At 68.8% G+C, this 26099-nt stretch carries 22 protein-coding genes; 11 read left to right on the top strand and 11 right to left on the bottom strand.

The genetic code is table 11. The annotated features are described in order from the left end of the window. Window positions 1–148: 148 nt before the first annotated feature. Window positions 149–1270: a transglycosylase SLT domain-containing protein gene (locus tag IE302_RS22385; protein ID WP_191256455.1), complete on the bottom strand. Its 1122-nt coding sequence runs from the start codon at window positions 1268–1270 to the stop codon at window positions 149–151. Window positions 1271–1315: 45 nt separating this feature from the next. Beyond that, the gene (locus IE302_RS22380; protein WP_076156274.1) at window positions 1316–1633 is read right to left on the bottom strand and encodes a hypothetical protein; all 318 of its coding nucleotides are present in this window, start codon (window positions 1631–1633) and stop codon (window positions 1316–1318) included. Window positions 1634–1833: 200 nt separating this feature from the next. On the opposite strand from IE302_RS22380, the gene IE302_RS22375 reads away from it, so the two are divergent. Further along, the gene (locus IE302_RS22375; RefSeq protein WP_191256454.1) at window positions 1834–3723 is read left to right on the top strand and encodes a serine/threonine-protein kinase; all 1890 of its coding nucleotides are present in this window, start codon (window positions 1834–1836) and stop codon (window positions 3721–3723) included. A 1-nt stretch (window position 3724) separates the two neighbouring features. On the opposite strand, the gene IE302_RS22370 is transcribed toward IE302_RS22375, so the two are convergent. The 5 genes from IE302_RS22370 to purD form a co-directional block, all read right to left on the bottom strand. After that, window positions 3725–4495, bottom strand: coding sequence for an ESX secretion-associated protein EspG (locus tag IE302_RS22370; protein ID WP_191256453.1), 771 nt, complete (start codon window positions 4493–4495; stop codon window positions 3725–3727). Window positions 4496–4499: 4 nt separating this feature from the next. Continuing rightward, entirely contained in the window at window positions 4500–6176 is a 1677-nt protein-coding gene (locus tag IE302_RS22365; protein WP_191256452.1) for a hypothetical protein, read from the bottom strand. Window positions 6177–6186: 10 nt separating this feature from the next. Then, window positions 6187–6828 (bottom strand): DUF3558 domain-containing protein, encoded by a 642-nt coding sequence (locus tag IE302_RS22360; protein WP_229907900.1) that lies wholly within the window; start codon window positions 6826–6828, stop codon window positions 6187–6189. Next, entirely contained in the window at window positions 6779–7165 is a 387-nt protein-coding gene (locus tag IE302_RS22355; RefSeq protein WP_191256451.1) for a type VII secretion target, read from the bottom strand. Before IE302_RS22355 ends, IE302_RS22360 begins: the two co-directional genes overlap by 50 nt. Window positions 7166–7290: 125 nt before the next feature. After that, window positions 7291–8553 carry a phosphoribosylamine--glycine ligase gene (purD, locus tag IE302_RS22350; RefSeq protein WP_191256450.1) on the bottom strand — a complete coding sequence of 421 codons (1263 nt, stop codon included), beginning with the start codon at window positions 8551–8553 and terminating at the stop codon, window positions 7291–7293. A 176-nt stretch (window positions 8554–8729) separates the two neighbouring features. Between purD and IE302_RS22345 the strand changes: the two genes are divergently transcribed. Beyond that, complete coding sequence (locus IE302_RS22345; protein WP_191256449.1) at window positions 8730–9848, top strand: glycerophosphodiester phosphodiesterase; 1119 nt, start codon at window positions 8730–8732, stop codon at window positions 9846–9848. A 171-nt stretch (window positions 9849–10019) separates the two neighbouring features. Beyond that, window positions 10020–11555 carry an amino acid permease gene (locus IE302_RS22340; protein ID WP_191256448.1) on the top strand — a complete coding sequence of 512 codons (1536 nt, stop codon included), beginning with the start codon at window positions 10020–10022 and terminating at the stop codon, window positions 11553–11555. Here IE302_RS22340 and IE302_RS22335 read toward each other — a convergent pair. The 3 genes from IE302_RS22335 to IE302_RS22325 form a co-directional block, all read right to left on the bottom strand. Further along, complete coding sequence (locus IE302_RS22335; RefSeq protein ID WP_191256447.1) at window positions 11539–12759, bottom strand: MFS transporter; 1221 nt, start codon at window positions 12757–12759, stop codon at window positions 11539–11541. The two genes, IE302_RS22340 and IE302_RS22335, sit on opposite strands and share 17 nt — an antisense overlap. Before the next feature lie 151 nt (window positions 12760–12910). Continuing rightward, the gene (locus IE302_RS22330; protein ID WP_191256446.1) at window positions 12911–13846 is read right to left on the bottom strand and encodes a TIGR03564 family F420-dependent LLM class oxidoreductase; all 936 of its coding nucleotides are present in this window, start codon (window positions 13844–13846) and stop codon (window positions 12911–12913) included. Between the two features lie 159 nt (window positions 13847–14005). Next, the gene (locus tag IE302_RS22325; RefSeq protein ID WP_005152479.1) at window positions 14006–15292 is read right to left on the bottom strand and encodes an adenylosuccinate synthase; all 1287 of its coding nucleotides are present in this window, start codon (window positions 15290–15292) and stop codon (window positions 14006–14008) included. Window positions 15293–15347: 55 nt separating this feature from the next. On the opposite strand from IE302_RS22325, the gene IE302_RS22320 reads away from it, so the two are divergent. The 8 genes from IE302_RS22320 to IE302_RS22285 all read left to right on the top strand — a co-directional run bounded on the left by IE302_RS22320 (window position 15348) and on the right by IE302_RS22285 (window position 24164). Then, window positions 15348–16028 (top strand): hypothetical protein, encoded by a 681-nt coding sequence (locus tag IE302_RS22320; protein WP_373308013.1) that lies wholly within the window; start codon window positions 15348–15350, stop codon window positions 16026–16028. Window positions 16029–16213: 185 nt separating this feature from the next. Beyond that, the gene (locus tag IE302_RS22315) at window positions 16214–16852 is read left to right on the top strand and encodes an HNH endonuclease family protein (RefSeq protein WP_191256445.1); all 639 of its coding nucleotides are present in this window, start codon (window positions 16214–16216) and stop codon (window positions 16850–16852) included. Window positions 16853–17073: 221 nt separating this feature from the next. Further along, window positions 17074–18681, top strand: a complete 1608-nt coding sequence (locus IE302_RS22310) for an ABC transporter substrate-binding protein (protein WP_191256444.1) — start codon at window positions 17074–17076, stop codon at window positions 18679–18681. Continuing rightward, a complete protein-coding gene (locus tag IE302_RS22305) occupies window positions 18678–19628 on the top strand; it encodes an ABC transporter permease (protein WP_191256443.1) in 951 nt (316 codons plus the stop codon). The genes IE302_RS22310 and IE302_RS22305 overlap by 4 nt, the downstream gene beginning before the upstream one ends. Next, complete coding sequence (locus IE302_RS22300; RefSeq protein WP_191256442.1) at window positions 19621–20436, top strand: ABC transporter permease; 816 nt, start codon at window positions 19621–19623, stop codon at window positions 20434–20436. The genes IE302_RS22305 and IE302_RS22300 overlap by 8 nt, the downstream gene beginning before the upstream one ends. Continuing rightward, on the top strand, window positions 20433–22010 hold the full coding sequence (locus tag IE302_RS22295; protein ID WP_191256441.1) for a dipeptide ABC transporter ATP-binding protein: 1578 nt from the start codon (window positions 20433–20435) through the stop codon (window positions 22008–22010). The genes IE302_RS22300 and IE302_RS22295 overlap by 4 nt, the downstream gene beginning before the upstream one ends. Continuing rightward, a complete protein-coding gene (locus tag IE302_RS22290) occupies window positions 22007–23044 on the top strand; it encodes an LLM class flavin-dependent oxidoreductase (RefSeq protein ID WP_191256440.1) in 1038 nt (345 codons plus the stop codon). The genes IE302_RS22295 and IE302_RS22290 overlap by 4 nt, the downstream gene beginning before the upstream one ends. A 13-nt stretch (window positions 23045–23057) precedes the next feature. Beyond that, a complete protein-coding gene (locus IE302_RS22285) occupies window positions 23058–24164 on the top strand; it encodes a glycosyltransferase (RefSeq protein WP_191256439.1) in 1107 nt (368 codons plus the stop codon). Here the strand turns inward: IE302_RS22285 and IE302_RS22280 are convergent. Then, window positions 24161–26050, bottom strand: a complete 1890-nt coding sequence (locus IE302_RS22280; protein ID WP_229907899.1) for an FAD/NAD(P)-binding protein — start codon at window positions 26048–26050, stop codon at window positions 24161–24163. The genes IE302_RS22285 and IE302_RS22280 overlap by 4 nt on opposite strands. Window positions 26051–26099 lie beyond the last annotated feature (49 nt).

Genomic DNA, 26099 nt, shown 5'->3' with positions numbered 1-26099 from the left:
ACCGCGAAAGTCACTTTCGCGACGTCTCCCGAACACCAGTCCGTGAAGGCCTCCTTGAGGGACCCAGGGTCCCTCAAGGAGGCCTTCACGGACAACGCATCCAGCAAGACAACGTTGACTTACGGGTCAATAGCCACTCACGAGGCCGCTAGTAGCCCTGGTATCCGCCGCCACCGGCCATGGACTTCAGACCGGGGTGCCCTTCGAACCCGCCGTACCGCGAGAACGTGTACCGGACGCCCGCGATGATGTTGTCGACCGGGTTGTAGATGTTGTCGTGCCCGGGGAGCTTGTGCGCGTTGAAGGTGGGGTCGATGCACTGCATCAGCCCCTTGGACGGAGTCCCCTTGGCCGCGTTGGAGTCCCAGTTGTTGATGGCGTTGGGGTTACCGCCGGACTCCTTCTCGATGATCGTCCAGATCTTCTGGATGTCCGCTTCGGTCACCGGGATCCCGTTGGCCTGGAGGATCTTGATGGCCTCCTGGATCCACTGCTGGACGTTGCCCGGCGGCGTCGTCGACGGCGGGCCGCCGCTCGGCCCGAGGCCGCCGCCCCCACCGCCACCACCTCCGCCGCCCCCTCCACCGCCGCCGCCTCCGGTGTGGAGACCGCCGGTGCGCTTGGGGACGGTGCCGTCCTTGCCGGGCATCGGGACCTGGGCGTAGCCGCCGCCCTCGATGTCCTTCTTCATCAGCTGCTGCGACTTGCTGATCAGACCGTCGGCCTGGGTCAGCAACCCGGTCATGGTTTCCACGGCCGAGCCGGCGGTCTTCTGGTTCGCGGTGTTCGCCGCGGTGATGATCTGTTCCGCGGTCGGGTTCGGCGGCTGAACCTTTTTGTCCGGATCCGCCGCGTCGGCCGCTTGCTTACGAGCGGCCGCGACCTTGGGCGTCTCCGTGTCGATGCACGTCTGGATGGTGGTCTGCGCAGTCTTGGCGGCGTCATCGATCTTGCCCTTGATGTCGCTCAGCTGAACCTGGAGTTCACCCAGGTCCTTGCTGATCTCCTCCAAGTGCCCCTTGACGCGGTCACCCGCGGAGGTGATCTGCTTGACGTAATCGAAGAAGGCGTCGGCGGCGGGGCCTTTCCAGACACCGCCGTTCAACGCGTCGGTCGACGACTTCAGCGAAGCACTGTGGTCACCGGCCTGCGACGCGGCGGCATGGAACTGATCCGCGGCCTTCTGAATGGCTTCAGGCTTGATGCCCTCGACCTGCTTGGCCTTTTCCGTGACCTGCGACCAGTTCGGTGGGAAATCAATATCGCCCACAACGCCCCCTAGAAATCAGGCCCACCGGGGCCGGCTTTCGCGTGCTCACTGCTTGCCGTGCTCGTGCAGCTTCAGATTGTCGACATGCACGGCTTCGGTCTCCTGGATCAGGCCCGCGGCCTTGCGCAACACGAAGGCCGTGGCCTCCATCAGCTTTCCGGCGGAATCGAACTCGTTGTGGACACCGTCCTTGAAGGAGCCCACCGCGCCGTGGACGTCACCCGAGCCGCCCATCGTGCCGAACGGGCTTTCCTTCTCGTCATCGACGCCGGTGACCTGCTTCTTGGACTTCTCGAACTCGTCCTTGAGCTTCTCCACCTGACCGGCGGCGATCCCCATCGACTCCGGGTCGTACACAGGCACGGTTCGTCATCCCCTTCACCGCAACACGGAAAACTTTGCGTCCGCCCGATCAGACGCGCGGCCGATCAGGACGGTTCCCGCGCATACTTTAAGACCTCGACAGCGGGCCGTGTGGGCTTCCACGCCAACTTCCACCCCGCCGATGACCATGCGACCACCCGGACACGCTTTGTAGCATGCCACCGGGGAGGTAAGACTTCATGAAACCGCTGAATCCGGGTGAACCCCGGCAAGTCGGGCGTTATCGCCTTGTCGCTTCGCTGGGCGAAGGTGGCATGGGCCGAGTACTGCTGGGGGTGTCGCAAGACGGACGCCTTGTCGCACTGAAGCAGGTCCATCCAGGATTCGCCCACGACGAAGGTTTCCGTTCGCGATTCCGGCGTGAGGTCCAAACGTCGCGAATGGTTTCGGGCGCCTACACGGCGGCCGTGATGGACGCCGATGCCGACGCGGCGACACCCTGGCTCGCCTCCGTCTTCGTGGCCGGACCTTCGCTGAAGGAGGCCGTGGACGCCACTGGCCCCTTGCCGTTGGACTCGCTGCGATTCCTGGCCGTCGGCCTCGCGTCCGCGCTCATGGAGATCCACCGGGCCGGACTGATCCACCGGGATCTGAAACCGAGCAACGTCATCCTCACCGACGACGGCCCACGGGTGATCGACTTCGGGATCGCCCGTGCCGCCGAGGGCGAAACGGACATCACGCACACCGGGTCGATCATCGGCTCGCCCGGGTTCATGTCACCTGAGCAGGCAAACGGATACCCGATCACCCCGGCGAGTGATGTCTTCTCGCTCGGCGCCCTGCTGGTGATGGCCGCGACCGGACGAAGCCCGTTCGCCGGCGCTTCCACACCGCAGACCCTCTACAACGTCGTGCACAGCCATCCCGACCTGCGGATGGTGCATCCGGACGTGCGACGGCTCGCCGAGCCCTGCTTGGCCAAGGATCCGGCGGTACGACCGACGCCCGCGCAGATCCTGGACTTCTTGGGGCCGGTCACACCGAGCGCGACACCCTGGCCTCCAGCGGTGCACGCCTCGATCGCCGGGCAGAAGGCAGAGGTCAACACGGCGCTGTCCCTTCCGGCCGACATGCCGCGGCCGCGGAAACGCCGGGCTCCGCTGCTGATCGCGGGAGCGGCTACAGCGGTCGTCGCGATCGCTGTAGCGACCGGCCTTATCGTGGCCAACCGGGATGACGGCACAGCGAAGGCTCAACCGGCTCAGGAATCGGCCGGGCAGCCGCCCGCCCCGGCGCCGTTCAGTCCCGAACAGATCGGGCGAGTCGACCCCTGCAAACTGCTGAAGAGCAACTCGCTACCCAACAGCGGCCCGGTGAAGGAACCAGAAGCCGGGGTCAGGCTCTACCATTGCACTCACTCGATTGGCGAAACGGCGGACAAGTCCAAGAGCAGCAGGATCGAAATCGACCTCGCCGTAAAACTTTCCCTCTACGAAGAGGGCGAACGGGTGAAGCTGTCCGGAACCGAGGTCATCAAGCACCTCGACGGCAAGAGTTGCAAGGTCGTCGCCGCGAACGCATCGATGCCCGGATTCGGAATCGCGACCACGGCTGCCCGGAACTCCGGGGACAGCTGTGAGACTCCGCTCGAAGCCCTGGGGGTGATCCTCGACCAGATTCGTTCCGGCTCGGCCCCGCTCCGCCAGGCATCCCCGGATTCCGCTTCGACCGTCGACTTCTGCACGACCATGCCCGTTACGGACGTAACGTCGATCGCTCGAGAACCTGTCGAGATTTTCGGCGACAACTTCCAGGCATGCGGCTGGATCGGCAAGAAGAACAGCTTCTATCTCAAACTGAACAGGGGCGTGGGAGAGGACTATCGCGCTAGCGGCCAGAAGCCGATCGAGATCGCGGGCAAGCCGGCCTATGAAGCCTCTCGCAACGGCCCCAAAGTGATGGACGACTGCACGATCACCTGGACCCATCGCAAGATCGACGAATTCACCACGGAAGAACTCGAAGCGCGCGTCGTGCCGCAAGAGGAGGTCGCCGATCCCGGTCCGATGTGCCGCACAGCCGAGGAGTTCGCCGAACTCGTGGCCGCCAAGCTCCCCAAGCCCTGAGTCAAAAGTCGGCGACTTCCCGGATCCGCGTCGCCAGCAGCTGGTTGTCCGCCGGGGTGATGGTCGCCCAGTCCCGCCCGTCCCGGTTCCGCGCGACCTGGAACAGGTACCGGCCCGAGTCCGTGTCGTAGAAGGCGACGACGTGGTCCGCGCGCCGGGGGCGGCCGTCGCGGCCCGCGCGTTCGATGCCGAACTGGCCGCGTGCCTCCTGGCCGAGCAGCATGCCCGCCACCTCCTGGGCCTGCCAAAGCGGCACGTCCAGGTCTTCCAGGGCGACGACCAGCGCTTTCGCGTCGCCGCGGGCGGCGGCGTCGGCCTGGACGAGGACGTCGTGCGGGATGCTGATCGACTGGCCGACACCGGGGCCGAGGTCACCCGCGACCGAGACGGCGGCCTCGGCGAGGGAGCTTTCGCGGGCCGGGATCAGCCACACCTGGCCCTCGTCGATCACGCCGAGCAGCGCCTGGTTGCCGACGCTGACCGCCTGGCCCTTGATCTCGCGGTCAGTCCACACCCAGACGTCGATCGCGAACCGGGGGCGCGCGAACAGGTTCAGCATGTCGACCAGCTCGCCCGACGCCTGGTGTCCCCGCGCGAGACCTCGCGCGCGCAGGGATTCCCAGGCCTCTTCGACCAGTGCCGCCCGCTCCGTATGGGTCGTTCCGGGGCTCGGCACGTCGAGTGCGACATGGCGGCGGGGCAGCCGTTCGGCTTCCCAGAGCATTTCGAACTCGAGTGCGGACAGCACCAGGCTGCCGTTGTCGTTCGGCACAGGTTCAGCGCGCTTCGGAGTTGCCGTGGTCACCGATCACGTCGGGCGACACCATGCGCTCGTCGGTGAACAGGTCCTTGTCGTCGACGCCGTAACGCCTGATGTGCTCCGCGTCCTCATCGACGTCCTGGGTCGCCGCGCGCTCCATGAACTTCGACTCGGCCTTCGGCTGCTTCGCGCCGATCTTCTCCGAGCGCCGCATGGCCTCCTCTTCGGGAAGCTCGCCGATCGGCAGCTGACGGGTCGGCTTGACGGCGCCGCCTTCCTGGCGGGGACGGCGGTCGCGTTCCTTGTCGCCGCTCAGCGCACCGCCCGCGACACCGGCGCCGAGCGCGGCCGCGCCCGCGCCGAGGTCGCCCGCGGCCGGACCGGTGACCTTCGGGATGGCCGGGAAGCCACGTCCGGACTCGTTGCCGGAGACCATCGGCGCCTGCGGTCCGGAGCCGACCGAGCGGCCCTTGCCGAGCGCCTGGTCGCCGCCACCGGTGCCCCCGCCGACGCCGCCGCCGAAGACGCCGGGGCCCGAGGTGGAGCCGGGGCCCTTGCCCAGTGCGCTTTCGGCGCCCGGGCCGGGGCCGAACGACTTGCCGACGGGCTGCGCCGACGTGGTGCTGCTCGGCGGCAGGCTCCCGGTGGACTGCCCCGGTGGGACGTTCGTGGAGCCCGGAGGCAGGTTCGGCGCGCCCGGCGGGACGAACGGCGGGGTGGTGGGCGAACCCGTGACCGGGTACGACGGCCTGCCCGTCTCGGGCTGCGGGGCGGGCCGGTTCGGCGTCACCCAGCCGCTGCCCGGCGCCGGTGCCGGGCGCGAAGTGCCGGACGGCGTGGTCGGCGCGGAGGCCGCGGGAACCGTGGCACCGGCGTTCGGCGCCGACGCGCCGGTCTTCCGGGACACCCCGCCGCCCATGGCGACGCCGTAGGCCGGGGTCGGCGCGTCGTAGGACGGCGACTTCGGGTTGCTGACGTGCTGCACGGGCGGCGGCACGTACTTCGACTCGACGGCGGTGGACGCGGGAAGCACGCTGCCGTCCGGGGTCAGGTCGGTGGCCGTGCCCGCGAGGTTGAGCGGGCCGGAGCCACCGCCCGCCCCGGCGGTGGTCGTGGTCTGGGTCAGGTTCATCGCCTGCGGATCGGCCAGCGTGTCGGTCGTCAGCAGGTTCTCGCCGCTCGTCTTGGCGTAGTCGTTCAGCGCCTCTTGCGCCTGCGCCCGCGCGTTGTTCGCGGCGCTGACGCTCTTGGCGTGGTCGGTCTCGAACCCGACGAGGCTCAGCACGAAGTCGCCGAGGGTCAACCCGCCCGCGCCCTTCCGGACCACTTCCGGGTCCGGCAGCTTGTGCAGTGTCCGGTTGAAGGCCTCACCCTGCGCGAAGATCATCTCCGCGGAATGCGAGACCTTCGAGTTCGCGTCCTGGGAGAAGCCCGCTTGCTCGGTGAACACCTGACCGGCGGCGCCACCCGCTTCGCTCTGCCATTCCACGCCGAGTTTGCCCAGCTCGTCACGCAGCGTCTTGTCGGTGTCGGCGAGCGCGCCCGCGACGGACTTCAGCGCCTCGACCGCGATGCCGATGCTGCCGGTGCCGTCGCCGTTGCGGAAGTGCTCGATCTCGGTCGCGATCCCGGTGTCGGTGTAGCCGTCGAACCGAAGATCGCGGAGCCTGCCCGCGAGGTCGGAAACGTTCACGCCGCCCTCCCTAGTTGCGTGCTTTCAAGGTCTGCAAAGCCGAATCGGCCGCCTGCGCGGACATCCCGCACAGCTGCGGCATGGTGAGCGCGCCGGCGGTGACGGCGACGGCTCGCACCGCCAGTGTCTGCCCTTTCGCGACACCGACGAGCGTTTCGCAATCGCTCGGTTTCCCGGCGTCGCGGTAGTTCGTGACGGCGGGAAACCCGCCGACCGCCTTCGGTTCCGTCGTCATGCTGTTCTTGCGGCGCTTGCCCGTGAACCACTCTTCGACGTCCGCGGTGATCGTGCGGACGTAATAGGTGTGGAACGGCTCCGCGGCGTCCGCGTCGAAGACACAGGTCGGGCCGTCGATCGGCTCCGCGGCGGCGCGTGGCTTGCTGTTGATCTTGAGCTGGTCGAGTTGCGGCTCGGTGAGCAAGGCGCACGGATCGACCCCTTGAAGGTTCAGCTCGGCAGGCCTGGCCGGCAGCGCCGACGCTTTGGCGCCCTGCGTGGCCGAAGCCAGCGCCGGTTCGTCGGGAAACGCCTGCCCACCCGTGTCCGTGGTGCATCCGGCCAGTACGAGGGTGAGCATCCCGCCGGAGACCAGTGCACGAGGCCTACGCCCGGTGAACACCACGGTCCCCGAACGCGGCGGCCTTGTCCGCATCACTGGTCTTGTACTCCTTGGCCGCCGTGCGGAGCTGGTTGACCAGTCCCCGCAGACCGGCCACGTACGCCTTGACCTGCGCGGCGTACGACTGGTCGCCGTCGGCGACGAGCTCGTTCCAGACGTTGGTCGAGTGCACGCTCACGGTGTCGTTGGCCGGAGTGTCGATGCGCAGCTGGTCGAGCCGCGTCAAAAGCTTGTCCTGGAGCGCGTCGACCTGCTCTTCGACGATCTTCGCCACTTCGAGCAGTTTCGACGGATCCACTCTGATGTCGGCCACCGACGGCGGCGTCGGAACCGCCGACGTGAGGTCCTGGACCTTGCCCGATGCTGCCATTCCCCACCCCTTGCGCCGCTCGAACCGCCCCGTCGAGGCTACCAACGCCGATGTATCGAGCGCCTAAGCTTCGCAGGAAATACCGGGTTAGACGCAACCGGGACCGGGATGGTTCCGTCCGGAATTCACGAGACCGGGGTGGCGATCTCTCCCTTGGCGGCGAGCAGGGCGATGTCGGTGCGATGGTGCGAGCCTGCCAGGTGGACCTTCTCGACCTTCGCGTAGGCGTCCTTGCGGGCGGCCTTCAGGTTCTTGCCGGTGCCGACGACCGAAAGCACGCGGCCGCCGGAGGAGACCACCGCGCCGTCGTCGCGGCGGCGGGTGCCCGCGTGGAGCACGCCTTCGAACTCGCCGCCGGTGATGACGTCGCCGGTCCTCGGTTTGCCGGGGTAGCCGTCCGCGGCCAGCACGACGGTGACCGCCGCGCCGGAATCCCAGTCCAGCGGCGGCAGATCGGCGAGTTTGCCGGTCGCCGTCGCGTGCAGGACCTTGCCGAGCGGGCTGCGCAGCAGCGCCAGGACGACCTGGGTCTCCGGGTCGCCGAAGCGGCAGTTGAACTCGATGACCTGCGGGCCCTCGGAAGTCAGCGCGAGACCGGCGTAGAGCAGGCCGGAGAAGGTGGCGCCGCGTTCGTCGAGTTCGTCGACCACGGGCTGGACGATCCGCTCGACGACGTCGTCGACCAGGTCCTTCGGCGCCCACGGCAACGGCGCGTACGCCCCCATGCCGCCGGTGTTCGGGCCCGCGTCGCCGTCGCCGACGCGCTTGAAGTCCTGCGCGGGCAGCAGCGGGACGACCGTGCGGCCGTCGACGAAGCAGAAGAGAGAGGCCTCGGGGCCGTCGAGGAAGGACTCCAGCAGCACCGGGTGACCGCCGTCGAGCAGCATCAGCGCGTGCTTGCGCGCGACGTCGACGTCCGTGGTGACCACGACACCCTTGCCCGCGGCGAGACCGTCGTCCTTGACCACCCAGGTGGGGCCGAAGCGGCCGAGGGCGGCGTCGAGCCGGGCCGGGTTGTCGACGACCTCACAGTGCGCCGTCGGCACCTTCGCGGCCGCCATGACGTCCTTCGCGAACGCCTTCGAGCCCTCGATCCGGGCCGCGGACGCGGACGGGCCGAAGCAGGCGATGCCCGCCTTCCGGACCGCGTCGGCGACGCCCGCCACCAGCGGGACCTCGGGACCGACCACGACCAGGTCCGCCTGCCACTGCTTGGCGAGGGCGGAGACCGATTCGGGGTCGGCCGCGTCCACGCCGAGCTGCTCGGCCACCGAAGAGGTGCCGGCGTTGCCCGGGGCACAGGCCAGCGCGGTGACGGAGGGGTCTTCCGCGACCGCGAGGACGAGTGCATGCTCACGGGCGCCGGACCCGATTACCAGTACGCGCACGAAGCACAGGGTAACCGGGCCGGTGAGCCACGAACACGTCGCCATCCTGGAGCGGGTGGTTCCATCCGGCGTTCACCCGGCGGTCAGCGCTCCGCCGGTCCGACTTCGCCGTCCGGACGCCTCCTGCGTCAAGGGTGGCGCGGTACCCCGCGTTCAACCGAAAGAGGTTACCCACCATGCGAAAGCGCCTGGGCGTGCTCGCCCTGTCCGGACTCGCCGTACTCAGCGTGACAGGGTTGGCGGGCGCCACCGAGCCGGGTGCCCGAGATGTGTCGGCGCTGGCGAAGGGCCACGATGGGCCGGTGATCGTCGGACACCGCGGCGCCCCCGGCTACCGCCCGGAGCACACGCTCGCCTCGTATGAGCTCGCCTACCGCCAGGGCGTCGACTGGGTCGACGTCGATCTGGTGCCCACCAAGGACGGGCAGCTGGTCGCCCGGCACGAGAACGAGATCGGCGGGACCACCGACGTCGCGAAGCACCCCGAGTTCGCGAACCGGAAGACGACGAAGGTCATCGACGGCACGTCGTTCACCGGCTGGTTCACCGAGGACTTCACGCTCGCCGAGCTGAAGACCCTGCGCGCGACCGAGCGGATCCCGCAGCTGCGGCCGAACAACAAGATCTACGACGGCCGCTATCAGATCGCCACCTACCAGGAGGTGCTCGACCTGACGCGCCGGCTGGGCCGCGAACTGCGCCGTGAGCTGGGGACCTACCCGGAGATCAAGCACTCGACCTACTTCTCCTCGATCAAGAACCCGACCGAGCCGAAGCTGGTCGAGCTGCTCAAACGCAACGGGCTCAACCACCCGAAGGCGCCGGTGATCATCCAGTCGTTCGAGGTCTCGAACCTGATCGAGCTCTCGCGCCAGGTGCGGGTGCCGCTGCTGCAGCTGACCTCGGCGACCGGCGCTCCGGCCGACTTCGTCGCGAAGGGCGACCCGCGTACGTACGCGGACCTCGTCACGCCGGCGGGCCTGAAGGAGATCTCGAAGTACGCCGACTACCTGGGCCCGGAGAAGGCGCAGGTCATCCCGGTGGTGAACGGCGCGCTGGGCAAGCCGACCGCGCTCGTGGCCGACGCGCACAAGGCAGGGCTGAAGGTCGGGCCGTACACGTTCCGCAACGAGAACAACTTCCTGCCGCAGAACCTGCGCTCCTCGGCGAACCTCGCCGAGTACGGCGACGCGTTCGCCGAGCAGGAGGCGTTCCTCAAGGCGGGTGTCGACGGGTACTTCGCCGACCACCCGGACACCGCGCTGGAGGCCGTGAAGGCCTTCCGGGGGCGCTGAGTCTCCCAAGCGCAATGAAAGGCCCCTTCATCGCAAATTTTGCGATGAAGGGGCCTTTCATGGCATCCGGCGGGAGGGGTTTCTTGACGGGACCTTGACATCCGCAGGTGGGCGGGCCTAATTTCGGCGGATCTCAATGGTCTGTCCGCATACCTTTTAAGTGGGTGCCCGATGGATGTCTCAGACAAGCAGGCCGAACCCGCCGACGAAGACAGTGCCCGGCTCCACCAGCTCGGCTACGCGCAGGAACTCCGGCGCACGATGTCGACCTTCTCCAACTTCGCCGTCTCGTTCACGATCATCTCGATCCTCTCCGGCTGCCTGACCCTCTACGGGTTCGGCATGAAGACCGGCGGGCCCGCCGCGATGATCTGGGGCTGGCCGCTGGTCGGCCTGTTCGTCATCCTGGTCGGACTGGGCATGGCCGAGGTCTGCTCCAGCTATCCGACCGCGGGCGGCCTCTACTACTGGGCCGCGAAGCTCGCGCCGCGCAACGGCGCGGCGTGGTCGTGGTTCACCGGCTGGTTCAACCTCATCGGGCAGATCGCCGTCACCGCGGGCATCGACTTCGGCGCGGCGCTGTTCCTCAACGCCTTCCTCGACCTGCAGTTCGGCTTCGAGGCGACGCCGGGGCACACGATCCTGCTGCTGGGCATCATCCTGGTGATCCACGGCCTGCTGAACACCTTCGGCGTGAAGATCGTGGCGCTGCTGAACAGCATCAGCGTGTGGTGGCATCTGGTGGGCGTGCTGGTCATCGTCGGGGTGCTGATCGTCGTGCCCGACAAGCACCAGGACGCCTCGTTCGTCTTCGGCGAGTTCGTGAACAAGACGGGCTGGGCGTCACCGGTCTACGTCTTCTTGCTGGGGCTCCTCGTCGCGCAGTACACGCTGACCGGCTACGACGCCTCGGCCCACATGACCGAGGAGACCAAGAACGCGGCGAAGGCCGGGCCTCGCGGCATCATCAACTCGATCCTCGTCTCCCTGGTCGCCGGGTGGATCCTGCTGATCGGCCTCACTTTCGCCATCCAGGACTACGACGGCGCGGTGGGCTCCGAGACCGGGGTGCCGCCCGCGCAGATCTTCATCGACGCGACCGGCGAGACGACCGGCAAGTTCCTCTTGCTGATCTGCATCGGCGCGCAGTTGTTCTGCGGGATGGCGTCGGTGACCGCGAACTCGCGGATGATCTACGCCTTCGCCCGCGACGGCGCGATCCCTGGTTCGAAGTTCTGGCACCGCATCAACAAGCGCACCCAGACGCCGACCAACGCGGTGTGGCTGGCCGCGGGCGGCGCGCTCCTGCTCGCCCTGCCGTACCTGTGGAGCGCGACCGCCTACGCGGCGGTGACCTCGATCGCGGTCGTCGGCCTTTACGTGGCTTACGTGATCCCGGTGTTCCTGCGGGTGCGCAAGGGCGACGACTTCGAACCCGGACCGTGGAACCTCGGCCGCTGGGGCAAGCTCGTCGGGACCGTCGCGACCGTCTGGGTGTGCTTCATCTTCGTGCTGTTCATGCTCCCGCAGGGATCGCCGGTCACCATCGACAGTTTCAACTACACGCCGATCGCCTTCCTCGTCGTCCTCGGTGGGGCGGCGGTGTGGTGGTTCGCCTCGGCACGCAAGTGGTTCACGGGTCCGAAGGTGCAGGGTTCCGAGGCGGAACTCGCCGCCGTGGAAAAGGAACTCAAGGAACTGGGGTAGCGGCGTCCTCCCGGGCGCGGCCGGCGCGGACTCCGGTCACGGCGGCCGCGCCCACCGCCCCGACCGCGGCGAACGCGTAGAAACCCCACGGGTACGCGATTCCGGCGCTCAGCAGCGCGCCGCCGAGGATCGGCCCGCAGATCGCGCCGACCCGGCCGACACCCGCCGCCCAGCCGATCCCGGTGGCGCGCATCGCGTCCGGGTACGTCTTGCCGATGTAGGCGTACACGAGGACCTGCGCGCTGAACACGAACCCGCCGGTGAGGAACACGGCCGCGTACAGGCCGACGGCGGGCAGTTTGACGCTCAGCAGGGCCAGGAACACCGCCGCCCCGAGGAACCAGAAGATCACCGCCGGCCGCACACCGGCCTTGTCCGCCACGCGCCCCGCGACGAGCAGGCCGACGACACCGCCGAGGTTCAGTGTGAGCAGCAGCCCGAGCGCGGCGCCGAGCGGGTACCCGGCCTGGCGCATGATCTCCGGCAGCCAGGTGTTGAGCCCGTAGACCAGCAGCAGGCCCATGAACGACGTCACCCAGAACGCGATGGTGGCGCGCAGGAGCCCGCCGCGGAACAGCCCGCCGACGACGTCCGCCGCCGAGTTCGCCTGCGTCTCCCGCGCCCGCTCGAAGGATTCGGATTCGGGCAGGTACTTGATCATCAGCGGCACCAGGACGAGCGCGGGCAGCGCGCCCGCGACGAACATCGCCCGCCAGCCGAGCGGCTGGATCAGCCAGATGCCGAGCAGGGCGGTGAGCACCGCGCCGACGTGGTAGCCGGTCATCACCGTGGTGGTCGCGCTGCCGCCCTTCCCCTTGCGGGCGTACTCGGTGACCAGCGCGATGGCCGTCGGGAGACAGCCGCCGAGGCCCAGCCCGGCCAGGAAGCGCAGCAGGCCGAAGACGAACGCCGACGGCGAGAGGGCGCAGAGCGCGGTGAACGCCGAGAAGGCGGTGACCGCGATGATCAGCGCCTTCCGGCGGCCGATGAGGTCGGTGATCGTGCCGATCGCCAGCGCGCCGATCGTCATGCCGATCAGGCCGAACGTCGAGATCACCGACGCCGTGCCGGGCGTCAGGCCCCAGACGTGGTCACGGAGCAGCGCGGGCAGCACCGTGCCCAGGACGACCAGGTCGAATCCGTCGAGCAGTACCGCCGTCCAGGCGAGCGGGACCACCCACGAACGAGCCGCGGCAGGGGACATGGGACCTCCAGCTGTGTTCGCAATGCGCACGAGTATGCACAATACGAACGCTGTGAGCAAGGCCACTGGGTCCCTGGATGTCAGGAAAGGGGCGTTCAAGACGAAAACCGTCTTGAACGCCCCTTTCCTGACATACGCGGGGAGGAGCGGGCTAGCCCTTCACGAGGTCTCCCAGGACGTGCCAGGTGCGAAGCCGCTCTTCGCTGTTCCGGATCCCGGTCTGGGTCGCGATCACCTCGGTCGCCCCGGCGTCGAAGTACCGCCGGATCTCGGCGGCGACGGTCTTCTCGTCCCCGGCGATCACCAGCTCACCCGCGGAATCCACGCCTTGGGCGTCGAACACCGCGCGATAGGAGGGGATGTCGCGGAAGAAGGCGTACTGCCTGTCGACCGTCGCGCGGACGTCGTCGGGATCGTCGGTCACGACGACCGGGACCATCGCGATGATCCGCGGCGCCGGACGGCCGGCGGCGGCCTTGGTGATCTCCGGGACGATCAGGTCCGAAAGCGCCTTCGGCCCGGCGAGGAACGGGATCGTGCCGTCGGCGAGTTCGCCGGTGACGCGCAGCGCCTGCCGTCCCATCGCGGCGATGATCAGCGGGATGTCCGAAGCGCCCGCGACGCTGAGCGAAGCCGCGAAACCCTTGGCGTGCGCGCTGACCGTCTCGCCCTGGAAGTCGACTTCGTGGCCGTCGAACACCTGCCGGAGGATCGTGAGGTACTCGCGGAGATGCTTGATCGGCGACGGGTACTCGATGCCGTACGCCGGTTCGAGCCAGTTCTTGGCGCCGGTTCCGAGGCCGAGGACGAACCGGCCGCCGGTGGCGGCCTGCGCGGTCTGGGCGAGGCCGGTGATCAGCAGCGGATGCCGGGGGTAGACCGGGACGACGCTGGTCCCGACGGTGATCCCCGGGACGGCGCGGCCGGCGAGGGCGGCGACGGTGATCGCGTCGTGCTCCATCTGCTGGGAGAACCAGGCCGACGTCAGGCCCGCGTCGGCGGCCTGCCGGGTCTGCGTGATGAGTTCGTCGACGATGTTGACGGCGTTCGCGGTGTCGCCGGACGGGAGTGCCACTCCGATGGTCATGTTCAACGCTAACCGCGCCGTCGACGGGATATTTCGGCGTTCACCGGCTGGGATCACGTGCCTGTGCGAGCCCTCGGGACGCTCACCCCGGATGCAATGAAAGGTCCTTTCCTTGCGAAATTTGCAAGGAAAGGACCTTTCATAGCGCGCGTATGGGGATCAGACGAACTCGTGCCGCACGATCGTCTGCTCCCGGCCCGGGCCGACGCCGATCGCCGAGATCCGCGCGCCCGAAAGCTCTTCGAGCCGCTCGACGTACGCCCGCGCGTTCGCCGGCAGCTCCTCGAAGGTGCGGCAGCCCGAGATGTCCTCGAACCAGCCCGGCAGCTCTTCGTAGATCGGCAGCGCGTGGTGCACGTCGGTCTGCGTCATCGGCATGTCGTAGGTGCGGGACCCGTCGACCTCGTAGCCGACGCACACCGGCACCTTCTCCAGCCCGGACAGCACGTCCAGCTTGGTGAGGAAGTAGTCGGTGATGCCGTTGACCCGCACCGCGTAGCGCGCGATGACCGCGTCGAACCAGCCGGTGCGCCGCGAGCGGCCGGTGGTGACGCCGAACTCGCCGCCCTGCTTGCGCAGGTACTCGCCGGACTCGTCGTCCAGTTCGGTCGGGAACGGGCCGGAGCCGACGCGGGTGGTGTAGGCCTTGAGGATGCCCAGCACGGTGGTGATCTTGCCGGGGCCGATGCCCGAACCCGCGCTCGCGCCGCCGGACGTCGGGTTCGACGACGTCACGAACGGGTAGGTGCCGTGGTCGACGTCGAGCAGCGTGCCCTGCGAGCCTTCGAGCAGCACGGTCTCGCCGCGTTCGAGGGCCTGGTTGAGCTGCAGGCGCGTGTCGGCGATGCGGTGCGCGAACTTCTCGCCCGCGGCCAGCACCTCGTCGGCGACCTGGTCGGCGTCGAGGGCCTTGCGGTTGTAGACCTTGACCAGCACCTGGTTCTTGAACTCCAGGGCCGATTCGACCTTCTGCCGGAAGATCTTCTCGTCGAGCAGGTCCTGCACGCGGACGCCGACGCGGGCGATCTTGTCCTGGTAGCAGGGGCCGATGCCGCGGCCGGTGGTGCCGATCTTGCGGCTGCCGAGGTAACGCTCGGTGACCTTATCGATCGCCACGTGGTACGGCATGATCAGATGCGCGTCGGCGGAGATCAGCAGCTTGCTGGTGTCGACGTCGCGTTCTTCCAGCCCGGCGAGTTCGTCGAGCAGCACGCCCGGGTCGATGACGACGCCGTTGCCGATGACGTTGGTGACGCCCGGCGTGAGGATCCCGGACGGGATGAGGTGGAGGGCGAAGTTCTGCCCGTCGGGAAGGACTACGGTGTGGCCCGCGTTGTTACCGCCTTGGTAACGCACGATCCACTGGACGCGGTCGCCGAGCAGGTCGGTGGCCTTGCCCTTGCCCTCGTCCCCCCATTGGGCCCCGATCAGCACGATGGCCGGCATGTGACACTCCAGGTGTTCGGCGACTGATGGTTTTGGCGCTGGTAAATGCCGGTGCATGAGCGTAACGGAGGGCCTTCGGGTGCGCGGAATAGTGGTGGTCTGTCCTGCGGGCGAGCCCACACTCCCGGAGATCGACGACGTCGCGATGGTGCGCGTCCCGAGCCGTCCCGGCAAGGCGGATATCGACCCCTTGCTGGGGGAACACGATCACCTGGTGGTCGCGGGCACCGACGCGGATCTCGCCGCCGTCGCGCTCCGGCTGTTACGAAAAGAACAGCTCCCCGGCGTGTCGCTCGGCTTCGTGCCGTCCTCGCCGGACTCCGACGTCGCCCGCATCTGGAGCCTGCCGACCCAGCCGCTGCGGGCGCTGGCGCTCGCGTTGCGCGGCGAGGTCGACCCGGTACCGCTGATCCGCGACGACACCGGCGGCGTGCTCGTCGGCCGGGGCTCGATCGGCATGATCCGCGGGGTCGCCTACTGCGACGAGCACACCGTCCTGCGCGGGCCCGCGCGCTCGATCGAGGTCGAGCCGGACGCGAGCGGGCCGGGGCTGATGGTCCGCGTGACCAAGGGGACGCTCTTCAAACGGCCGGCGACGCAGTACGCGCGGGCGTTCCAGCTCGGCTGCATCCCGACCCGTCCGAGCAGCGACGGCGTCGCCCATCCGCGCGCGATGAGCCGCTGGACCTGGTACCGGCATACCGAAGACCTCCGGCTGGTCCGTGGGCTCGTCTAGTCCGTTCGGCCCAGAACCTTCAGCTGGACTTTCCGAAACTTTTTCGGCCGCGTACACCGCGTCCGACCTGCTCGTGACACCCTCCGTTCACGAATAGCCAGCAGAGTGTCATCCGATGGTGTTGCGTGGGTCATATCCGTGTCGCATGGTGACCAAGTCCCCAAACCTGACACGGAGGCAGCAATATGCCAACTGCGCTTGCTGTTCGTCGCTCCTTCACCGTTCTCGCCGTTTCGGCGATCGTCTCGGCGGGCATCGTCGGCGTCGCCGAAGCGACGCCCCCGGGCATCCCGTCGACCGCGACCGCCAAGACCCAGCTGGCCGGGCTGACCGTCAAGGCGGACGGTTCGTCGAGCGGGTACAGCCGCGACAAGTTCCCGCACTGGGCCGACCAGGGCAACAGCTGCAACACCCGTGAGGTCGTGCTGAAGCGGGACGGCACGGACGTCCAGCAGGACAGCAGCTGCGCCGCCGTCTCCGGCAAATGGTTCAGCCCGTACGACGACGCCACCTGGACCGCCGCGTCCGATGTGGACATCGACCACGTCGTCCCGCTGGCCGCCGCGTGGCGCACCGGGGCGTCTTCGTGGACCACCGCGCAGCGGCAGGCGTTCGCGAACGACCTCAGCGCGCCGCAGCTGATCGCCGTCACCGACAACGTCAACCAGGAGAAGGGCGACAAGTCGCCGGACGCCTGGAAGCCGCCGTCCACCGGGTATTGGTGCACCTACGCGAAGATGTGGACCACGGTGAAGTACAAGTACAAGCTCACCATCAAGTCGGCGGAAAAGACCGCGCTCACCGACATGCTCAACCGCTGCTGACCCCTTCCCGCGTGAAGGCCCCCTTCCCTCGGCTCAGCCGCGTGAAGGGGGCCATCACGCGCGTTCACCGCTGTCAAGCGGAAAGGTGGGACGTTTCGCGGGCTGGGAGCCGGGCTCAGTATGTGGGCGGGCCTCAAGGTCGTGATTAGCGTGAATCGGGTCGGCGCAAGCAGCAGTGCTCTTTCCAGACAAGCGCCCCGTTCCCCGCTGGAGGCCACCCGGTGTCCCGTACCGCCGCCACTTCTTTGCTCGCGCTCACGGCGCTCGTCCTCACCGCCTGCTCGTCCGCCGGCGGTGCGACCGGTGCCGACGCCGGGCCGCCCAAACCCGGGGGCACACTACGGCTCGGGATCTCGTCGAGCCCGGATTGCGTTGACCCGCAACAGGTCGGCACCAACGCTTCGCTCAACGTCGGCCGTCAGCTGGTCGATTCGCTGACCGACCAGGATCCCGCCACCGGCGAGATCAAGCCGTGGCTGGCCGAAAAGTGGGAGAGCAACGCGGATTCGACCTCGTTCACCTTCCACCTGCGCGACGGCGCGACCTTCTCCGACGGCAGCCCTGTCGACGCCGCCGCGGTCAAGACGAGCTTCGACGGGATCAAGGCACTCGGCCCGAAATCCCAGCTCGGCTCCGGCTATCTGGCCGTGTACAAGGGCACGACGGTCGTCGACCCGAAGACGGTGAAGATCGATTTCTCCGTTCCCAGCGCCCAGTTCCTGCAAGCCAGCTCGACGATGTCGCTCGGCGTCCTCGCGCCCGCCGCGTACCAGAAGACCGCGGACCAGCGCTGCCAGGGGAACGGCCTGATCGGCTCGGGCCCGTTCGTCTTCGAAAGCCTGAAACAGAACCAGGAAATCGTCCTCGCCAAACGCAAGGGCTACCACTGGGGCTCGTCGCTGTTCAAGCACCAGGGCGAGGCGTACCTCGACAAGATCGCCTACAAGATCGTGCCGGAACCCGGTGTGCGCACCGGAAGTCTCGCCTCCGCCCAGCTCGACGCCATCACCGACGTCCAGCCGGTCGACGAACCGCAGTTCACCGGCAACGGTTTCACCGAGCCCACCCGCCCGAATCCCGGCGTCGTGTTCAACCTGCACGCCAACGTCACCAGGGGTGTGCTGACCGACGAGAAGGTCCGCCAGGCGGTGGTCAAGGGCATCGACCGGCCCGAGGTCACGAACACCGTGCTGACGCCGAACTACAAGCCCGCCACCAGCATCCTGGGCTCGGCGACGCCGTTCTACGCCGACCTGTCGCCGTTGCTGGCCTACGATCCGGCCGGTGCGAAGTCGCTGCTGGAAAGCGCGGGCTGGGTGCCCGGTCCCGATGGAATCCGCACGAAGGACGGCCGGCGCCTGACCGCGAAGGTCGTTTTCTCCCTGGTGTTCAACCAGAACAAGAGCGTGCTCGAACTCGTGCAGCAGCAGTTGCGCAAGATCGGCTTCGATCTCCAGATCGAGCAGCGGACCACCGCCGAGAGTGTGCAGATCACCCAGAGCGGTGACTACGAGTACCTCTGGTACAACACCACCCGCGCGGATCCGGACATCCTGCGCAATCTGTTCTCCACCAAGGCGAACAACCGCAGCAAGCTCCCCGCGGACAATCCCGTCGACGCGCCGCTCGACGTGCAGTCGTCCACTGTGGACCCGGCGAAGCGGAAGCCTGCGGCCGAAGCGGCGCAGCGCGCGATCATCGAGCACGGCTACTCGGCACCGGTGTTCGAGCTGACCCAGGTGCTGGCGCACGGGCCGAACGCGCACGGCATCGGCTTCGAGGCGTCGTCCCGGCTGCAGTTGTTCGACACCTGGGTGTCCGGCTCGTGAAGCGGTACCTGTTCCGCCGGATCCTGCAAGCGGTGTTCGTCCTGTGGGCCGCGTTCACCGTGTCCTTCGTGATCCTCTACCTCCTGCCGGGCGACGCGGTCAGCGCGAAGCTCGGCGGGGGTGAGGCAGGGCTTTCGGTGACGCCGGAGCAGCTGGACGCGGCGAGGGCGGAGTACGGACTCGACGACCCGCTGCCGCTGCAGTACGGGAAACGCCTGGTCGCCGCGGCGCAGGGCGACTTCGGCCGCTCGATCGCCACCGGGGACGACGCCACGGACATGGTCGTCTCCGCCCTGCCACCGACGCTCGCGGTCACCGGGTTCGCCCTGGTGCTCGCGATCCTGTTCGGCGGCGGGATCGCGTTCGCCGGGACCTACACCCGGCATCGCTGGCTGAGCAACGTCCTGCTCGCGCTGCCGCCGCTGGGGATCTCGCTGCCGCCGTTCTGGGTGGGGCTCCTGCTCATCCAGTTCTTCTCCTTCCAGCTCAGGCTGGTGCCCGCGCTCGGATCGAACGGCTTCGAGTCGCTGATCCTGCCCGCGATCACGCTCGCCATCCCGACCGGCGCGATCATCGGGCAGGTGCTGGCGAAGAGCCTCCGCACGCAACTCGCCGAGCCCTACGCCGAGATCGTGCTGGCAAAGGGGGCGAGCCGGTTGAGAGTCCACTTCGGACACCTGCTGCGCAACGCGGCGGTGCCCACGCTGACCATCGCCGGTGTGGTCGCGGGAAACCTCATCGCAGGATCGGTGATCACCGAGACGGTGTTCTCCCGTGACGGCCTCGGGCGCGTGACGTCGTCGGCGGTCACCGCGCAGGACATCCCGGTGGTGCAGGCGGTGATCGTGCTCGCCGCGCTGGTGTTCGTCGTCATCAACCTGCTCGTGGACCTCGTCTATCCGCTGCTCGACCCGCGGATCCGGCACCGGGAGACGGCCGATGCCTGACGTTCTCGTACGCACCCGGCAACGGCCGGGCCTGATCCTCGCGGTCGCGGTACTGGCCTTCGCGCTGCTCGCCGCTGTCGTCCCCGGGCTGTTCACCGGCCAGGACCCGCTCGCCGGTGTCCCCGCCGAGAAGATGCGGGGCCCTTCGCTCGCGCATCTCTTCGGCACCGACGAGACCGGGCGGGACATCTTCGCGCGGGTGGTCCACGGCGCCGCGCTCTCGTTGCAGGCGACCGTGATCGCCGTCCTCGTCGCGCTCGTGGCCGGTTCCGCGCTCGGTCTGCTCGCCGGATTCCGGGGCGGCGCCCTCGACTCGGCGATCATGCGCTGCGTCGACGTCCTGCTGGCGATCCCGTCCATCCTGCTGTCGCTCGCGCTGGTCACCGCGCTCGGCTTCGGGACGACCAACATCGCGATCGCGGTCGGCGTCGCGAATCTCGCGCAGTTCGCCCGGCTGATGCGCGCCGAAGTTCTGCGTGTCCGCAGCGGCGTGTTCGTCGAAGCCGCTCGCGCGGGCGGCGTGCGCTGGACGGGAGTGCTCGGACGGCACGTCCTGCCCAACGCGCTCGGCCCGGTGCTCGCGCTCGCGACGCTCACCTTCGGCACGGCGGTGCTGGAGGTGTCCGCGCTCAGTTTCCTCGGCTACGGCGCCACGCCGCCGACCCCGGAATGGGGCTCGCTCGTGGCGGGCGGACGCGGTTTCCTCGCCACCGCCTGGTGGATGACGACCTTCCCCGGACTCACCGTCGCGGCCGTGGTGCTGTCCGCGAACCGGCTGTCCCGAGCGATCGAAGGAGACGTGCGGTGAGCGCGCTGCTGACCATCCGCGATCTCGCGGTGTCCTACCAGAACGTGCCCGCCGTGGACGGCGTCGATCTGTCCGTCCACAAGGGACAAATCGTCGCCGTGGTCGGCGAGTCCGGTTCCGGCAAGAGCACGACGGCGCACGCGGCGATCGGGCTGCTGCCGCGCGGCGGGCGGATCGACCGCGGCGAGATCACCTTCGACGGCCGTGACCTGGCAAAACTCTCCGACCGCGGGTGGCGTTCGGTACGCGGCCGCGAGATCGCCCTGGTCCCCCAGGATCCGACGGTCTCGCTCAACCCCGTGCACCGGATCGGCGATCAGGTCGCCGAGGTGCTGCTGATCCATGGCCTCGCGGACCGGCGCACGGCCGGCGCGGAGGCGGTGAAACTGCTGCGCAAGGCCGGGATCGGCGATCCGGAGGCCCGGGCACGGCAGTATCCGCACGAGCTGTCCGGTGGACTCCGTCAGCGCGCGCTGATCGCCGCGGCGCTCGCCGGACGGCCGAAACTCATCATCGCCGACGAGCCGACCAGCGCGCTCGACGTCACCGTGCAGCGGCAGATCCTCGACCACCTCGAAGAACTCGCCACCGAAGCGGGCACCGCCGTCCTGCTGATCACCCACGACCTCGGCGTCGCGTCCGACCGGGCGTCGCGGATCGTGGTGCTGTCCCAGGGCGCCGTGGTCGAGGAGGGCGCCACCGGCGACATCCTCGCGGCTCCCGCGCGGCAGTACACGCGGGACCTGCTCGCCGCCGCACCGAGCCTTTCCGACAGCCCGCTGCGGGAGCCGAAACCGCCGTCGTCCGACGTCCTGGTTTCGGTCCGCGACCTCGGCAAGACCTTCGGCGCGATCCGTGCCGTCGGCGGGGTTTCCTTCGACATAGCCCGCGGGCGGACGCTCGCGCTGGTCGGTGAATCCGGTTCGGGCAAGTCGACCACCGCGCGGATGATCCTGCGGCTGGAGACGCCGACCGACGGCGTCGTCGAGTTCGACGGCCAGGACATCACGTCCCTGCGCGGTGAGGAGCTGAGGCGGCTGCGGCGCCGGTTCCAGCTGGTGTACCAGAATCCGTACGCGTCACTGAACCCGAAGTTCAGCATCGAGGACGTCGTTTCCGAGCCTCTGCGCGCGTTCGGCGTCGGCACGAAGGCGGAACGGCGGGCACGGGCGGCGGAGCTGGTCGACCAGGTCGCCTTGCCTTCTTCGGTGCTGAAGCGCAAGCCCGCCGAACTGTCCGGCGGGCAACGGCAACGGGCCGCCATCGCGCGGGCGCTCGCCCTGCGCCCGGAACTGATCGTCGCCGACGAACCCGTGTCCGCGCTGGACGTCTCGGTGCAGGCGCAGATCCTGCGGCTGCTCGCGGATCTGCAGGACGAGCTCGGGCTCACTTACCTGTTCATCTCGCACGACCTCGCCGTCGTCCGCCAGATCGCGGACACCGTCGGGGTGCTGCGCGGCGGCGAACTCGTCGAACTCGGTCCGGCTCAGGACGTCCTCGAACGGCCGAGCGCGGACTACACCCGGGAACTGCTCGCCGCGATCCCGGGCCGGAAACCGTTGGAGGCACGATGAAGTTCGGGCTCTTTTCCCTCGTCGCCAACAACCCCGACCCGGTGACCGGCGCGACGCCGCCCCAGCACGAGCGCCTGCGCCGGGTCGTCGACGAAGCGATCTTCGCCGAGGAACTGGGATTCGACGCGTACGGCGTCGGCGAGCGGCACGGCGAACCGTTCCTCTCCTCGGCGCCGCCCGTGATCCTCGCCGCGGTGGCGGAACGCACGGAACGCGTCCGGTTGCTGACCACGCTGACCGTGATCAGCGTGCTCGACCCGGTCCGCGTCGCCGAGGATTACGCGACGCTGGACCAGCTTTCCGGCGGGCGGCTGGAACTCATGATCGGGAAGGGCAACGATCCCCGGCATTTCCCGCTGTTCGGCCTCGAAGAAGAACGGCAATGGGAGTACCAGGCGGAGAAGTTCGCTCTCCTGCGCCGTCTCTATCTGGAGGAGGGCGTGACGTGGGAGGGCGAGTTCCGCACGCCGCTGACGGACGTCACGACGCAGCCGCGGCCGTTCCACGCGCGGCCGCGGATCTGGCACGGGAGCGCGTCGAGCACCGAGTCGACCGAGCTGGCGGCGAAGTTCGGCGACCCGCTGTTCACCGCGAACGGCTTCCACCCCAAGAAGAAGTACGCCGACCTGATCGATCACTACCGGCGGCGGTGGGCCGAGTACGGCCACGACCCGGCGGACGCGCTCGTCGGTTCCGGCGCGGGCGGGCTGTACGTCGCCAAGACCTCGCAGGCGGCGCTGGACGGGTACCGGCCGTATTTCGAGGCGCTGACGAAGACACCCGCGTATCAGCACAACAAGTCGGAGTTCACCACGCTGGAGGACAAGATCGCCAACGGGTCCGCGCTGGTCGGGAGCCCGGAACAGGTGATCGACAAGATCGGCGACTACCACGCGTCGTTCGGGCACGAGGTGCAGGCGGTCTCACTCGACGGCCTCGCGGCCGCGGAAGCGCGGGACGTCCTGGAACTCTTCGCCTCCGACGTCATCCCCATCGTGCGGAAAGAGCTGCCCTCCAGGGTGTGGGAAAGCTAGTACCTTCGAAGAGGTGCGCATCCTCTTCACGTGCCGCCCGGCCTACGGCCACCTGTACCCGCTGATGCCGCTCGCGATCGCCGCCCGTGACGCCGGGCACGAGGTCGTCTTCGGAACCGGCGAGGCGTTCCTGGACAAGGTCCGCGCACTCGGTTTCGACGCGCGCAAGGTCGGGATCTCGATCCAGGAGGCCGACGACGAAGCAGGCGGCGGCGACCTGCTGGAGCACACCCTCACCATCTTCGCCGAGATCCTGCCGCGCACCACGATCGCCGATCTGACGCCGCTGCTGCCCGTGCTCCGGCCGGATCTGATCGTCTACGAGATGAGCGACGTCGGCGCGGCCACCGCCGCCCGGCGCGCCCGGATCCCGGTGGTGTCCCACGTGATCGGCCGCTCGATACCGGCCGAGCTGATGGCCGTCGCCGCGCCCCGGCTCACCCCGCTGTGGGACGGGAATCCGCCCGCCGACCTGATGCTGGGCGACGCCGGGATCGACGTGTGGCCGGACAGCTTCCGCGACCCGGCGCTGATCGGATTGCCGACGGTCTTCCGGCTCCGGCCGGTTCCGTGGAACGAACCGGGCACGCTGCCGTCGTGGCTCGACGGACGCGACCGGCCGCTCGTCTACCTGACGCTGGGCACCGTCGCCTTCGGCGCCACGGGCCCGTTGCGCGCGGCGATCGACGGCCTCGCCCGGCTGCCGGTGGACGTCCTGGTCGCGCGCGGTCCCGGCGATCCGGGCGAACTCGGTGACCTGCCGCCGAACGTCCACGTCGCCGGTTTCGTGCCGCAGTCCGAAATCCTTCCGCGCGCCGATCTCGTGGTGCACCACGGCGGGACCGGGACCGTGCTCGGCGCGCTTTCGGCGGGTCTGCCGCAACTACTGCTGCCGCAGGGCGCGGACCAGTTCTTCAACGCGGAGATGCTGGAGACGGCCAACGCCGGCCGCGCGCTGCTCGGGGATCAGGTCACCGCGGACGCAGTGTTCGAACAGGGGGAACACCTGCTCGAAGACCCGCGCGTGCGCGAGGTGGCGGCCAAGGCGCGCCACGAGATCGCCGCCATGCCCGCGCCTTCCGAGGTCGTCCGGCGGCTGACGGAGTTCGCCGCGGGTTAGGCCAGCTTCAGGATCTCCCGCGCCACTGAATCGTTCTGCCGGAAGGAGATCGCGTTGGTCCGCGGCCGCGTGAACGCCCCGGCCGACCGTGCGGAAGTGTGCGGCCCCAGGGCGAACCGGCGCGGATGCGGCCGCCCCTCGCCGTCGAGCATCCGGCCGTCGGAGACGCGGGTGTGGATGCGACCGGCGAGCAGCTTTTCGCCGGTGACGGCGTCGAGCACGGCCTCCTCGCCGAGCGCGCCGCTGTCCCGCAACTGTCGCAAAAGGACATCGGACGCCCGGGTGATGCTCGGCTCGGGCAGTCGCGCTTCGACGAGTGTCCGCGCCTCGGTCTCGCCGGGGAAACTCACGCCGGAAGCGACGAACACCCGGCGTTCCTCGTCTGCCGACACGCGGGTTTCGGCGCCCAGGAAGGAAACGAGCCCGGCTTCCTGGAGTGCGAGCAGTTCTTCGAGCCGACGCGGCGGCGGTCCGCTGGCGAAGTACGAGAAGAAGCCGAGGAACCAGCCGTCCAAATCGGACAGTTGCGAGGCCGCGTCGAGCCTGCCGGTCTGCACCAGCGCGGGCAGCTGGCCCATCACGGACAACAACGCCGTGAACGCGCCCAGATCCGCGCTGTACTCGGCGTCCGCCCGGCGGCTCAAGTCCGCTTCGACGTACTCGCGCAGTTCCTTGCCGTACTCCTCGGCCGTGCCGAATTCGACGCCCGCCATCGGCCGATCGAGCCTGCCGAGGTCTAGCCGGTCGTCCGGCGCCGGGACCGCCCGCGCGACCAGCGCTTCGAGTTCGCCGGGTGCCGCGTCCGCGAAGGCGTCGGCGAAGACGGCGAAGTCCATGCGCACCCGTTCGGGGTGCGCGGTGAACAGTTCGTGGTAGTAGGCCCAGGCGATTTCCTTCGAGATCAGCGGCCAGACGTCGCGGCGGAAGTCGATCTGCCCGGGGACCTCGCAGAACTTCTCGATGGCGTACGCGTCGAAGAACCGGGGCAATTGCACCGGTTTCCCTCTCAGCCGGTAGCCGATCTTCGCGTGATAAGGCACTCCGCGACGCGAACCGATGTGCAGCACCGGCTCTGCTCCGCTGGGGTGATACTTCAGTCCGCCGCAAGCCTGCTCTTCGAAACGGCCGCCGCGCCCTTCGGTCAGCAGCAGCATCAGATCGACGAACGCGAGACCGAATCCGCGCACCAGCACGGGTTCCCCGGGCACGATCGCCGAATAGTCGACGTCGGCGGTGTAACCGGCGGGGTAATAGGCGAGCTCATGGCGGACGGCGAAGTCGGCGAGTTCTGCTTCCCGTTCGTCCGGTTCGGCGTCGAGATGCCCGACAGTGAACAGGACCGCGTCCACTGCGAGAGGTTCGGCGCGGTCCTCCAGCCAGAGCGACTGCGGCTCGCCGTCTTCGAGCCGCACCGCGCGGGCCCGGTGCTCGACGACCTCGATCCCGGCCGGGAGTTCCGCGAGGACCTTGCGGTGGAACCACGCGAGATACGCGCTTTGAAGCCGTCGTGTCGGGAAGTGATCGCTTTGCAGCGCTTCGAGTTCGGCGCGCAGACTGTCGTCGACCTCGGCGCCGAGCGTGCCCTCGCGGACCTGCCGCGCCCACTCGATCAGCGATGGCCCGGGGCGGATCGGGCCATCGATCCGCACGGTGTCGTCGGTGAAGACCGTGACGTCCTCGGGCATGGAGTTCATCCGCAGCAGCGGCGACTGCTCGTAGCGCCAGACCCGCCCGGGTCCCGCCGGGAACGGGTCGACCAGATGCACGACCAGCCGCCGCCCGCGAAGCAGCTCGGCGGCGTTCGCGCCGAGCCGCTCGAGCACGCCCACCCCACGCGGACCGGCGCCGACCACCGCGAGCACGTAGGGAAGGTCTGCGGTACTCACGAAGCCGAAGCTACGCCGGGATTCCGTGGCGCGTGCGGGTTCTCAAGGA

The organism is Amycolatopsis oliviviridis, from assembly GCF_014654365.1.
Lineage (GTDB): Bacteria > Actinomycetota > Actinomycetes > Mycobacteriales > Pseudonocardiaceae > Amycolatopsis > Amycolatopsis oliviviridis.
This window is presented reverse-complemented; position numbering and strand designations above follow the sequence as displayed.

What these genes read in the sequence shown, in the direction of transcription:
- IE302_RS22375 (WP_191256454.1), top strand. Translation starts at nt 1,834, where the DNA reads ATGAAACCGCTGAATCCGGGTGAACCCCGGCAAGTCGGGCGTTATCGC.
- IE302_RS22360 (WP_229907900.1), bottom strand. Translation starts at nt 6,828, where the DNA reads ATGCGGACAAGGCCGCCGCGTTCGGGGACCGTGGTGTTCACCGGGCGT.
- IE302_RS22355 (WP_191256451.1), bottom strand. Translation starts at nt 7,165, where the DNA reads ATGGCAGCATCGGGCAAGGTCCAGGACCTCACGTCGGCGGTTCCGACG.
- IE302_RS22345 (WP_191256449.1), top strand. Translation starts at nt 8,730, where the DNA reads ATGCGAAAGCGCCTGGGCGTGCTCGCCCTGTCCGGACTCGCCGTACTC.
- IE302_RS22340 (WP_191256448.1), top strand. Translation starts at nt 10,020, where the DNA reads ATGGATGTCTCAGACAAGCAGGCCGAACCCGCCGACGAAGACAGTGCC.
- IE302_RS22335 (WP_191256447.1), bottom strand. Translation starts at nt 12,759, where the DNA reads ATGTCCCCTGCCGCGGCTCGTTCGTGGGTGGTCCCGCTCGCCTGGACG.
- IE302_RS22330 (WP_191256446.1), bottom strand. Translation starts at nt 13,846, where the DNA reads ATGACCATCGGAGTGGCACTCCCGTCCGGCGACACCGCGAACGCCGTC.
- IE302_RS22325 (WP_005152479.1), bottom strand. Translation starts at nt 15,292, where the DNA reads ATGCCGGCCATCGTGCTGATCGGGGCCCAATGGGGGGACGAGGGCAAG.
- IE302_RS22320 (WP_373308013.1), top strand. Translation starts at nt 15,348, where the DNA reads ATGAGCGTAACGGAGGGCCTTCGGGTGCGCGGAATAGTGGTGGTCTGT.
- IE302_RS22315 (WP_191256445.1), top strand. Translation starts at nt 16,214, where the DNA reads ATGCCAACTGCGCTTGCTGTTCGTCGCTCCTTCACCGTTCTCGCCGTT.
- IE302_RS22300 (WP_191256442.1), top strand. Translation starts at nt 19,621, where the DNA reads ATGCCTGACGTTCTCGTACGCACCCGGCAACGGCCGGGCCTGATCCTC.
- IE302_RS22290 (WP_191256440.1), top strand. Translation starts at nt 22,007, where the DNA reads ATGAAGTTCGGGCTCTTTTCCCTCGTCGCCAACAACCCCGACCCGGTG.